The organism is Filimonas effusa, from assembly GCF_004118675.1.
In the GTDB taxonomy this organism is placed as follows: Bacteria; Bacteroidota; Bacteroidia; order Chitinophagales; family Chitinophagaceae; genus Filimonas; species Filimonas effusa.
This window is the reverse complement of sequence record NZ_SDHZ01000002.1, coordinates 89,292-102,441: the sequence shown is the minus strand read 5'-3', so window position 1 is coordinate 102,441 and position 13,150 is coordinate 89,292. Positions and strand designations below refer to the sequence as shown.

Annotated in this window: 6 protein-coding genes; 4 read left to right on the top strand and 2 right to left on the bottom strand. The window is 49.4% G+C overall.

Going from position 1 to position 13,150, the window contains the following annotated elements; translation table 11 throughout:
- Positions 1–60 precede the first annotated feature (60 nt).
- The 4 genes from ESB13_RS11825 to ESB13_RS11810 are packed head-to-tail and all read left to right on the top strand — an operon-like array spanning position 61 to position 10,212.
- Positions 61–4,290, top strand: coding sequence for a PKD domain-containing protein (locus ESB13_RS11825; protein WP_129003522.1), 4,230 nt, complete (start codon positions 61–63; stop codon positions 4,288–4,290).
- Positions 4,291–4,300: 10 nt separating this feature from the next.
- Positions 4,301–7,120 (top strand): PKD domain-containing protein, encoded by a 2,820-nt coding sequence (locus tag ESB13_RS11820; RefSeq protein WP_129003520.1) that lies wholly within the window; start codon positions 4,301–4,303, stop codon positions 7,118–7,120.
- 38 nt (positions 7,121–7,158) lie between these two features.
- Positions 7,159–8,163, top strand: a complete 1,005-nt coding sequence (locus tag ESB13_RS11815; protein ID WP_129003518.1) for a PorP/SprF family type IX secretion system membrane protein — start codon at positions 7,159–7,161, stop codon at positions 8,161–8,163.
- A 36-nt stretch (positions 8,164–8,199) separates the two neighbouring features.
- Positions 8,200–10,212, top strand: coding sequence for an OmpA family protein (locus tag ESB13_RS11810; RefSeq protein WP_129003516.1), 2,013 nt, complete (start codon positions 8,200–8,202; stop codon positions 10,210–10,212).
- Between the two features lie 243 nt (positions 10,213–10,455).
- Here ESB13_RS11810 and pckA read toward each other — a convergent pair whose 3' ends face one another.
- Together pckA and ESB13_RS11800 are read right to left on the bottom strand one after the other, a co-directional pair.
- Positions 10,456–12,063 carry a phosphoenolpyruvate carboxykinase (ATP) gene (gene pckA / locus ESB13_RS11805; RefSeq protein ID WP_129003514.1) on the bottom strand — a complete coding sequence of 536 codons (1,608 nt, stop codon included), beginning with the start codon at positions 12,061–12,063 and terminating at the stop codon, positions 10,456–10,458.
- A 567-nt stretch (positions 12,064–12,630) separates the two neighbouring features.
- A complete protein-coding gene (locus ESB13_RS11800; protein ID WP_129003513.1) occupies positions 12,631–13,149 on the bottom strand; it encodes a DUF3828 domain-containing protein in 519 nt (172 codons plus the stop codon).
- Position 13,150: the final 1 nt, after the last annotated feature.

The window sequence follows — 13,150 nt, the reverse complement described above, 5'->3', positions numbered from 1 at the left end:
AGTATGCACAATAACCTGTGAAGCGCCTTATAAATAGTAAGATTTTTATTTAAAACGTGAATGCGTGAAGTGATGACCATGAGGAAACTTTATATCATATTGTTTTTGCTGGGATTGAAAACGCTGGCAGTTGCACAGAATATTACCAATAAGGGAACTGAATTCTGGGCGGGCTTCGGCCATGCCGCAGAAATGGAAAACAATGCATGGCTCGATACGCCGCGCGTTGCCATCGCCTTTAGCGCAGAACAGGATGCTAAAGTAACGGTGTCGCTTCACGGCACTACCTATAAAAGAGAATACCGCGTACCCGCCAATACCGTTGTCCGCAGCGAAAATATCCCGCAGGGATTACGCGATATCCCGGCCTCGCCCTGGGATGCCATGCTGTACAGCAGGTCTTCTATCTGGCCCGGCGGCACCAACTCCGAAGGCACTTTCAGAAACAAAGGCATCCATATCGAAAGCGATGTGCCCATCGTTGCTTATGAAATTGAATACGCACCCTTTTCCGCCGCAGCTACCATGCTCATCCCCGTTAAATCATGGGGCTATTCTTACCGCGTATTGAGCCACGATCAAACAGTAACCGAATTCGAAAAACTGGGCCGTTTTGCATGGATCTTTGTAGTGGCGCATTACGACAATACCCGCATCGAAATAAATCCAACCAATGCCACCCGCAGTGGCCTGCCGGCAGGTACGCCTTTCTACGCTACGCTCAATAAAGGGGAGATCTACCAGGTAATGGCAAACGTACCCACCAGTAATATCAGGGGTTCCAACGACTTTATAGGCACAACTGTAAAGTCGGTTGTCAACAGCGATGGTACCTGTTTCCCGATAGCCGCATTTGTGGGAAGCAGCGGTGCCTACGTATCCTGCGGATCGTTTAGCGGCAGCCATCCGCCCGAAGACATGGCCATCCAGCAAATGTTTCCAGTAGAAACCTGGGGACGACGTTACATTACAACTCCTTCCAGTGTAAGCTCCGATCCCACCATGCATAACGCCAACCTTTTCCGTGTAATGCCTAAACTGCCCGGCACCATCGTAAAACGTAACGGCGCTGTTATGACGGGCATGACCTCTAAAGGATATTACGAATACTGGTCCTCAGCCTCCGATTATATCGAAGCCAATGAACCGGTTCAGGTAATGCAGATCCTTCCTTCTACAGGCACCTGCGGCTACCAGGGCCTCGGCGATCCGGAAATGATCTTCCTGAGCCCTATAGAACAAGGCATCAAAAAAACGGCATTCCAGCGCCTTGCCTTTCCCGGTATGGAAGCACGGCCATTAACAATCGACTGGAATTTCCTCACCCTGAATATCCCTACTGCAGGCCTTGCCTCCTTGACCATCGATGGCCTGAAAAATAATTATAGCCACACCTATCCAAACCCCAACCTGCCCGGATACTCCGTAGTGGTCCGCCGCTGGAATACCAGGTCCAACACCGATCCCAGGGCGCCCGCCACCTGTATCGTTGAAAGCGATTCCACCTTTAACGCCATCACTTATGGCTTCTCCAGCGCATTAAGTTATTCTTATAACGCAGGTACCTATATCAATAACCTCAGTGGCGTGCCTTTCCTTCATAACAAATACAACAGCAGCGATACCGCCAACCACTATACCTGCGCCAGAACGCCTGTTGAACTGTCGGTGCTCATCCGTTACCAGCCCTCACGTCTTCTATGGCAGCTGAGCGACCTGAACGGAACGATTACGCCTGCCGCAGATATAGTCGATAATAGCCCGGTAGCAGCAGGACAGGAAATGGTAAGCGGGGTATTGTACTACAGGTATCGTTTGCCAGGCGTGTACACCTTCCTCAAACCCGGAGAATTCTCAGTGCCTGTATTCGCTACCGCATCCAGCGTAGAGCAATGCGCTAACACGGAACGTATTCCTTACGACATCATTGTAAAAGACAGCCTGCGAACGGGCTTCAGCATTCTTTATGAAAATTGTAGATCATCCGAGCTCATCCGCTTTGCGGCGCGTGGCAAGTTCAACGACTCCTCAGAGATCAAAAGATGGGAATGGGAATTTATGGATGGCGCCACGCCAGGAACGGCAAGCGGACGTGATGCTGCTTATACCTTCCATTCCGGTAACAACAGCGCCCGCCTCATAGCCATCGATGGCAACGCCTGCGTAGCCGATACCACCGCACTGTTTGCACTGGTTGATAAGCCGGCTACACCCGTATTCAATGTAGCCGCCGGAACCTTTAGCTGTGAACAGGCTGCTACTGCTTTGCAGGAAACCAACCCCATGCTGCCGGCGCATTCCTGGTACTGGAACTTTGGCGACGGTGAAGTAATTACAGCTACAGCAAATGGACAGCATCAGTCGCATACCTATAAGTCGTCCGGGCAGGTTACTATAAAACACGTGCTTAAAATAAGTGAAAACTGTATCAGCGATACAGCCCTGCTGAATCTGCAGGTGTATGCAAAACCAGTGTTGAATGTAACGCACGACAAAGGCTGCCTGCCTTCCAATGGCATTGTACAGTTTAAAAGTAATGTTACTGCCACAGACGGACAGTTGGCCAGCGCATTGTTATGGAACTTTGGCGATGCCGCTGCAACACCTGCCAATCCCAATACGGCTGCAACGGCCAGTCCTTCACACAAATACAGTGCAGGCACCTACCAGCTGCAACTGAAAGCAACAACTGAAAAAGGGTGTGTGAACGATTCTTCCTGGCAGCTGGTGCTGCAACCCGCTCCTGCCATAAGCTTTAGCGCACTGGATGATGTTTGCCTTAACACGGCATCCGTATCCGTAGCCCGCGCCACCGTCACAAACGGTTTAACGGGGAGTGGTTACTACAGGGGAGAGGCTACCGCAAATGATGGTACATTCCAGCCCGAAAAAGCAGGCATGGGAAGCCACGCTGTATGGTATATCTACACAACAACACAAGGCTGTAAAGACTCCGCTTCGGCGAATATCTTCGTGAAACCTGTTCCGGCAGTAGCTTTCACTGCGCCGGAAGATCTTTGCCTGAACGCTGCCGCAACGCTTACCGATCTGTCTGTCATAGATAACAGCAAAGACCCCGGTGCCGCTATTCAATCACGGACCTGGAGCTTCGGCGATGGTACACCGGATGTTACACGTAACACCGCTGCTCCCTTTGATAAGAATTTTGCTGCCGCAGCAACCTACACGGTTACGCTCAAAGCCACTGGTAACAACGGTTGTATAGGCAATACCGCTACCCGTACTATTAAAGTACATGCCTTGCCCGATGTACAGTTTACCTTGCCGGATGCTGTTTGTATGCCGGGAGGAGAAGCCGTCTTTACCAATAACACTACAATAAGTGAACAGGGTGCGCTTTCTTATTACTGGACTTTCGGCGATGGCAACACCGCCACAGCCGGTAATCCGATTCATACCTATGCAACCGCAAAAGCGTATAAGGTTAGCCTTAAGGCTACATCTGCCTTTGGCTGCAGCGCTTCCCTGGAAAAGAATATGAGCAGCGCCATCTTTAAAAATGGCCCCGTTGCAGGCTTCGATCTTTCTGATAAGGCTCCCTGCGAAGGAACAACAGTAGTCTTTACCGATAAAAGTACCGCAGCTGCTGCCCCCATTGTTTCCTGGTCATGGAGCTTTGGCGACGGCACCACCGATAACAAACAAAATACAAATAAAAAGTTTGAAAAGGCAGGCGCTTATCTTGTGCATCTCTCCGTAACGGATAACGATGGCTGTACTTCCCGCTCCACCGATGCGCAGGGTCAACTGCAGGTAAAGCTTAGCCCCCGTATCAGCGCCGGCCCCGATTTGTTTGGCGAAGAGGGTGATGCCATCATACTGAAAGCCACAGCAGAACAGGCTGGCCAGTTACGTTTTACCTGGTCGCCCTCAGCCCTGCTCGATCATGCGGGCGCCTTGAACCCTGCTTATAAAGTGATTCAGGACCAGGTGTTCACATTAACCGCTACCGATAAAGATGGCGTTTGCTCGGCTACCGACGATGTTAAAGTAACCATGCTTCGCTCCGTTGTTATCCCCGATGCCTTTACGCCTAACGACGATGGTATCCACGATCTCTGGGAAATAAAGAACTTGTTTGCATATACCGATTGTACTGTTGCTGTGTTTAACCGCTACGGTCAGCAGGTTTATCATTCCAAAGGGTACGCCGCTCCATGGAATGGAACGCAGAACGGCAGCCGTTTACCCTCAGGGACATACTACTATATCATACAATTGAAAAAAACTGAAAAACCACTTACAGGCTCCGTAACTATTTTAAGATAAAGCTTACATTATGTGGCATCTTGTAATCACCCATATTAAAACGATCGTGCCGGTAACCATCCTGCTGTTTTTGCAGCAGGAGTGGTGCTTTGCGCAATCTCTTTCCAACGAAGGAAAGGAGTTTTGGGTGGCATATGCCCCGCACAGGCTTATGGGAAGCGGCGCCGGTAATGCACAGGAAATGTACCTGTGCTTCAGCGCAGCAACAAATGCGCATATTCGTGTAACTATCAGTGGAACCGCCTATCTCGAAGAATATGATGTGGCAGCTAATACAATAGCTACCAGTAAACCCATTCCCAAAGGTATTCCTGCGGCGGCTTACGATGCACGTTTGTTTAAAACAGGTAACGTAGAAGATGTCTATCGTCAGCACGCCATTCATATCGAAACTAATGTGCCTGTTGTTGCCTATGCACGCATAGCAGCCCCCGATGGCGCTGCTACGGCTTTACTGCTGCCGGCAGATACATGGGGTTATGCTTATGTATCCCTGAATTCAAAACAATCCTGCGCCAGAACCAGGGGAGGAAATAAAGATTGTTTCTCTTTTATGTACATCATCGCCGCAAACAACAATACGCGCCTGAACATAACGCCATCTGCCAATACGCGCGGCGGCCGCAAAGCAGGAACGGCCTTTACGCTTACATTGCAGAAAGGAGAAGTTTTCCTGATGGCCGGCGAAGCAGTAGACGATGAAAACGGCGCTGATCTCTCTGGCACCAGGGTAACATCCGTTGCCAACGACCAGGGGAATTGCTACCCGGTAGCCGTTTTCTCCGGCAGCAGTTATACGCAGGTGGCCTGTACCGGCACCGATGGCAGCGCTCAAAACCTGCTGCAGCAGGCCGTCCCGCTTCCTGCCTGGGGAACGGAGTTTATGACCAGCCCCACCAGTGTCGATGATAATCCCGCGCAGCATAACATCAATATCTATCGTATCCTGGTATCCGATCCCGCAACTATCGTGAAAAAGAATGGCCAGCGGTTATGGGGACTAAACGGCTCTTACTACGAGTACCAGAGTAACACTGCCGACTTCATTGAAGCTGATAAGCCCATCTTTGTAGCACAGTATATGCCGTCGGCAAATGCATGCAGTTACACCGGAACAGGTAATCCATCCATGATCTATCTTAGTGCAACCAGTCAGGCGGTACGCCGCACGCAGTGCTTCAGGGATAACAGCAACAGCGTTAAAGCCACCTACCTGTTGCTCATTATACCGTCTAAAGGCTTAGCTCAGCTGAAGATCGATGGAAAGCCGGATAACTACGACAACGCATATGCCCATCCCAACAAAGCCGGTTATACAGTAGTGGTAAAACGCTGGTCTGCCGGGGGAGCACAGCAATGTGTCATCGACAGCGATGATGCTTTTACTGCTATCACCTGCGGAATGGGAGCAGGCTTAAGCTATGGCTTTAACGCAGGCGTATTATTGTCGGCTAAGAGCGGCCTCGCCTCTATTCAAAACAAGTATGCAGCCACAACAGGCAGCCAGGAGTTTACCTGCGTTAACACGCCCGTAGCGCTGTCGGTCTTGTTGCGATACCAGCCCGAACGCCTCGAATGGCGTTTCTCCGAATTGCCGGCTGTTGTTACGCCGGCCGCAAATGTTACAACATTGCAACCCGTTTCCACCGGAACCGAAATAATTGATGGCATCACCTACTATCGCTACAGCTTACCCGGGTATTACGCATTCAAAACGGAAGGCATGTACGATCTTCCGCTGTATGCTACCGGCTTATCAGTCACCAACTGCAGCCATACGGAACGTATACCCTATAACATACAGGTAAAAGCAACCCATGTCATAGCTTACGATGTCAGCTACAAAGGCTGTCGGAAAACAGAAGACGTTGTATTCAATGCTGCTGCTTCCTTTGAAGGTGGTGAAGATATCAGCACATGGCAATGGTATTTCCCCGATGATAGTATTGCTAAAACCAAAACAACCAGCTATAGCCTGCAGCCAGGTCCGCATACCATGCGCCTGCTGGCCGCCGATGCACAGGGTTGTGTTGCCGACACTACGTTTGGTTTTAATATCCCCGCAGCTCCCATAGCCTTATTTTCAGCGGATGCCGCTTCCGTTTGCCAGGATGCGCCTTTGCAGTTCACCGGTGAAACCCCGGCCGGTACCAGCGAAGTAATAAAGGAATGGCGTTGGGATTTTGGTGATGGCTCCGGCGCAACTACCCGAAATCCGGTAAAACAATTTGCCCGTCCCGGTAACTATACGGTAAACCTCACAGTCACCAGCGGACAGGGATGTGCTTCTTTACCGGCAACCGCCAGCTATACTGTTCATGCCTTGCCGCTTATAGATGCAGGTGCCGACCTCAATGCTTTAAAAGACAGCCAGGTTACATTAAAGGCCTCCGCCATGAATGCAGCGCAGCTTACATTCAGCTGGCAGCCCGCAGCTTTGCTCAACAGTCCCGATGTGCTGAACCCTTCTTATCGTGTAACACATGATCAGCGCTTCCTGCTAAAAGCTTCGGGCGGCCCGGGCAATTGCACGGCTACCGACTCCGTTAAAGTAACGATGCTTCTGCCGGTTGAAGTGCCCAATAGTTTCAGCCCCAATGGCGACGGCATCCACGACCGCTGGTTCATTCCACAGCTTGCAGCTTATGAAGGTGCTTCTGTGATAGTCGTCAACAGGTACGGCCAGCAGGTCTTTCACGCAGCTGGTTACACCACCCCATGGGATGGAACCTCCGAAGGAAAACCCCTTGCCGCCGGAACGTATTACTATATCATACGCCTCCCGGTTAAGAAGGAAACGATTACCGGAACGTTAACCATTCTAAGATAAATCTCTAAAACAAACATTCCGACTAAAGCTTATAAGAAATGAAACAACTGAAACAAACCATCCTCTTACTGCTGCTTACTGGCGCAGTTTTACAGCATGCGAAGGCACAGGATCCGCATTACACTCAGTACTACATTTATCCCGCCTGGTTAAACCCAGCCCTTACAGGTGTGTTCGATGGCGATGTCCGCGTATCGGGCATCTATCGCAGCCAGTGGGGGAGTATTGCACCCGCGTTTAATACACCCGGTGTTGCTGCCGATTTCAATGCCACATCCAGTACCGCTTTCGGCATAAGCGCACTCCGCCAGTCTGCCGGCGATGGCGGCTTTAGTCATACCACCGCTTATGGCAGCATGTCGTTCTCAGGCGTGCGTTTTGGTAAGAATGGCTATCACCGGCTCAACCTGGGTTTACAGGCCGGCCTGATCCAAAAGAAATTCGATTTCTCTAAAGCAACATTCGGTAACCAGTATAATGCCATTACAGGTTATAACCCCGGTACAGGTGGCGAAACGTTTGTAAGAGGCGCACAAACAAACTTCGATGCAGGGGCAGGCGCTCTTTATTTCGACGCCACACCCGGTAAGAAAATGAACCTCTTCGCTGGTTTCTCGGTAGCGCACCTTACACGCCCTAACGACCGCTTCATCGATGGCTCCGAGGAAGCGAAACTGGCCATGCGCTACAACTTCCACGCAGGGGTGAGGATCATGCTGTCCGATAGAGCAAGCATCACACCCAATGCCCTTTATATGAAACAGGGCGAAGCAACCGAAAAAATGCTCGGCGCTTACGTGCAATGCCAGGCCGCCCCCGGTACCGATGTAATGATAGGCGCCAACTGCCGCTTCGGCGATGCTTTGTCGCCCTTCGTAGGCGTCAACTATAACAACTGGGTACTGGGTGCCAGCTACGACATCAATACTTCCGATCTTGGTAAAATAGCCAAAGGCGCTAACAGCTTCGAGATCTCTCTCAGCACAGTTATCCGCCGCAAAGTAAAGACCGAAGAAGTGGAATTCGTTTGCCCGCGGTTGTAATCATTTCATCAACTATCAAACCTGGAGAACTTATATATGAAAAGGCTTTTACTAAGCATGACCTTATTATCCGGCGTAATAACCCTGCACGCGCAGTTTAGCTATCAATACCTCGACGCCGCCAATAACTTCTATACAAAAGGCGACTACGCCTCTGCCAGCAGCTATTACGAGAAATACCTCGCTGCCGGAAAAAAAGATAAAGATGCCGATAGCTTCGACCCCTATAGTGCAGCCTCCCTCGCCATTAAAAAACGCGATGGCAGCGATAAATACCTCGATGCTGTTTACCACCTCGCCGAAAGTTATCGCCTGCTAACGCACTACGCAAAAGCAGCGCCCTACTACAAAGAGGTAGCCGACGCCGGTAAAAATGCACACCCGCTGGCCCTCTTTCACTATGGGGAAACTTTAAAGAAACAAGGCCAATACGCCGAAGCAGCAGATTATCTTAGTTTGTTTATAAATAATTATAAAGATAGTGCCGCCTCTTCTTACGTGACCAAAGCCAAACAGGAACTGGCATCCCTCGACTTTATCCGGCAGCAGTTGCAGCGCAGCGATCTTGCTTTATTCCACGTGGCAGCCGCACCCGCTATCATGAATACCGAAGGCGCCAGCTATGCTCCCGTATGGAAAGACGCTGCCACCCTGGTGTTTACCTCTACCCGTGCCGATGCCACAGCTGCAAAAAACAAACTCCACCATAACAGGTTATACGAAGCAGTCTACCGCGATACTGTTCCCGTGTCTGTAAACAAACTGGAATTAACGCAATCCAACGATCAGCACCAGGGCGTTGCTGCTATTAGCAAAGACGGGCAAACCATGCTTATCACGCGCTGGACTACCATCGGAAAACAAAAGTCCGCCGCCATTTACCGCTGTAAACGCAATGGCAATGGCTGGTCCGATCCCATTGCCTTAAACGCGATGGTAAACAGCAAGGGAACAAACAACCAGCAGCCCTATCTTACGCCCGATGCACAGTGGTTGATCTTCGCCAGCGACCGGCCCGGCGGTTATGGGGGTTACGACCTCTGGCGCGCACAGCTCGATGCCTCCGGCGAACCCGTTAAAGTAGAAAACATGGGCGCAGCCATCAATACCGCTACCGATGAACAAGCCCCGTATTTTCATGAAGCCAGTGCAACGCTTTTCTTTGCTTCCAACGGCCGTATCGGCATGGGAGGTTTCGATGTCTACAGCACTAAAAAGCAGGGCGAAACATGGGCGGAGCCTGTAAACATCGGCTATCCCTATAACTCCGCGAAAGACGATCTCTATTTTGCTGTAGCTCCCGGTACAAAGTCATGGCAGTCTGCCGTTGTCTTAAGCTCCGATCGTACCAGCGCCTGCTGCCTCGAATTATTTACCATCCGCAAAGCGCCGCAAATGCAGCAGGTAACCGGCCTCGTGAAAGATTGTAAAACAGGAGCGCCATTGTCCGGTGTGCGTGTTAGCATATGGGATGCCGCACATCAGTCCAAACTGTCTACGGTTACCACCGGCGACGATGGCAGCTATCAGTTTACACCGGCAAAAGCAGCAACGCTGCAGGCTACAGCCGAAGCGCCTTCGTACCAGCAGGGAAGTCTTTTATTTCAAAGCCAGGCCTCATGGGATTCAGCATTGCTGCGCAACCCCGACCTGTGCCTGACCGCAATAGCGCCCGTTCCCGAAGCAGGCGAGGTGAAGGTGCTCGAACATGTATTCTATGCCCTGAATAAAGCCGTCATCCTCGACGAATCAAAACCCGCGCTGGATGAACTGGTGCAAATGCTGAAAGATAATCCTTCCATGGAGATCGAGATCAGCGGCCACACCGATAACACCGGCGGCAAAGCATACAACCAGAAACTCTCCCAGCAACGTGCAAATAATGTAGTGGCCTACCTGGTAACACAAGGCATCAGCGCCGGCCGCCTCAAAGCAGCAGGTTACGGCGATAGCCAGCCCGTAGCGCCAAACACCAACGACGATGGCTCCGATAATCCTGAAGGACGGCAAAAGAACCGCCGCACAGAATTTAAAGTGTTGCGCAAATAAAGTGCTGTGTAAATAAAGTGTTGTGCAAATAAGGAGAAACAGGCGCCATTTACATAACAACAACCGATGCCGATATGCCGGTGCCGGTAAAGGCCATAAAGCGATACAAAACAGATATAGCTATAAAAAGGAACTCCGCCCTTGAGCGGAGTTCTTATTTTATGTCATAGCAATCGAAGAGGCCGTTTTATATGTTTTTCAGCAAAAACTGAAAAATCAAGTTGTTAAATGTAGGCAAATTATTTAAACTGCCAAAGGTGCCTCGATTAAAATTTCAGCGGGTACTCTGTCGGCATATTTCGAGAAATTCTCGTTGAACAACTTTGCCAACTGCGCAGCAGCTTCGTCGTAGGCAACTTTATCGGCCCATGCGCTGCGTGGGTTTAAAATTTCCTGCGGCACGCCGGCGCAAGACTGTGGTATGTCCATGTTAAACACAGGATCCTTCTCCCAGTTGCCCTTTTGCAGCGTGCCATTCAAAGCAGCGGTGATCAAAGCCCTGGTATGCGTTAACGACATCCGGTTACCGGTGCCATATGGGCCACCTGTCCAGCCGGTATTCACCAGCCATACATTCACATTATGTGCCTTCATTTTTCTGCCCAGCATCTCGGCATAGGCAGCAGGGTGTAATGGCAGGAAAGGAGCGCCAAAGCACGCGCTAAACGTTGCTTTGGGGGCGGTTACTCCAGTTTCAGTACCTGCCACACGTGCGGTATAACCGCTGATAAATTGATACATGGCCTGCGCCTCATTCAGCCTGCTGATAGGAGGCAATACCCCATATGCGTCGCAGGTAAGAAAGAATACATTGGCAGGAACGCCGCCAATACTGGGCTCAACAGAACCAGGAATATAATGAATAGGGTAACTTACCCTCGTATTCTCTGTAATGGCACGGTTCGAGAAATCGATCTCCTGCGTGCCCTCATAAAAACCAACATTCTCTACCAGCGCTCCCGAACGGATAGCCCGGAATATAGCCGGCTCTTTCTCTGCGCTCAGATCAATACATTTCGCATAACAACCACCCTCGAAATTGAAAATATGGTTCTTGTTCCAGCCATGTTCATCATCACCGATCAGCCTGCGGCTCGGATCGGCGCTTAAAGTGGTTTTACCTGTACCGCTCAATCCAAAGAACAAAGCAACATCACCCGATTTGCCCATATTGGCGCTGCAATGCATACTCAGGATATCCTTGAACTGGGGCAACAGGTAGTTGAGAATAGTAAAAACCCCCTTTTTGATCTCACCGGTATACCCTGTACCGCCTATCAATATGGTCTTGTGTACAAACGAAATGATAGCAAAATTGTGCTGGCGCGTGCCGTCAACAGCAGGATCTGCCTTGAAGCCGGGCGCTTGTATCACCTGCCATTCTGCCTTGAAATACTCCAGTTCTTCCTCCGCAGGACGCAGGAACATATTATGGGCAAACAAACTGGCCGCGGGCGACTCCGTGATCACCCTGATCCCTAACCGGAAAGCAGGTGTGGCACATGCATAACAATCTCTTACCCATATTTCATCGTTCGCATTCAGGTAGTCCAGCATTTTGGCCTTCAACTGGTGGAAATATTTCTCGCCGATAGGAATGTTGAACTGGTTCCAGTTCACAGTGTCCTCTGTGATAATGTCTTTTACAATGAATTTGTCCTGTGGACTGCGACCGGTAAACTCACCGGTATTGATACACAACGCTCCGGAATCATTAAGCTCGCCCTCCTGGCGTTGCACCGCCTGCGCGGTTAATTCCTCTGGTGTTAACTGGTAATGCACCTGGTGGCAGGTGATACCGCTTTCGGTCAGCCCCGTAACAGGGAGCGCAATAGTGGATGTAAGTGACATACGCGATACAAACTTTGAAATTCAAAATTACGCATAAAACTTACACTTGTTCGTATGTTAGCGTTTTCTCTAATTGGATGAAATTCAATAATCTTCCGTTATTTTTCAACGAAATCTATTTTTTTTGCCCATCAACCCCCGGCTTTTTGGGAACGTTTGCGTAACAATTTCGAAATACTGAAAAAATGCCCGTACGCCGATTTTGTATTGTCTCGAAAAGAAGCATTTCTGCCTTTATTTCATAGAATCATAAATGAGATAGGTGCAAAGCTGCCGGTGGCACCATTACTGGCGGGAGGCCATAATGTACAGGCAATACAAATCGAATTGCTATAGCCACTACAATGTTTTTACAAATGGCTGTCTGCGGGCAGTCGGTCAAAATCTGTAACTATCGATGTACAAAGCTGTCTGCCAAATGAGAATTGGTATGATTTAGCGCTTGTTAAGACAATGCTACGAGGTGATAAATAACTTAATAAGGCTTCTACCATTGAAGAACATCGGGGCTTCCTACTGAAAGAGCTTGCTAATATTGTTGAACTAATTTGAAGAGAAGAAACGAAATTACTTTACTGAATCTATTTTATAACTATCTCCTTCTTTAACTACTGTGACATGAACAATAATTTTATCTTCTTTTGGAATATAAGAGACAATATATTCATCCTTTGCTGCTCCTTTTTCAATAGTTAATGTTTCCAGGTAAGCAATATTACTGTCCTGGGCATCTAAAAATGGATCAGCTTCTGATTCCTCTATGATGCCTGGAATTTTCTTAAAAAATGCTGCTGTGCAGTATTCTTTCTGTAACTCTTTTATTTTCTTTTCATTCTCAGGACCGGCAGGCTCCGTAGCAAAGGCTGTAATATACTTCGTATAAAACTCCTTTAACAACTGGTTTGCTTTTTCTTCAGTATTGTTTTGAGCCTGCGCTGCAGAGTCGTTGGCTGGCTGCTTAGCACTGTCTTGTGCGGGTTTGTTGGAATTGATCTGTGCCTGTTCTGTTGAATTGTTTTGCGTCTGCTCACAACTGGTGAGCAAAGCAAATGTTATACAGATGGCTAATAATGCTAATGTTCTCATG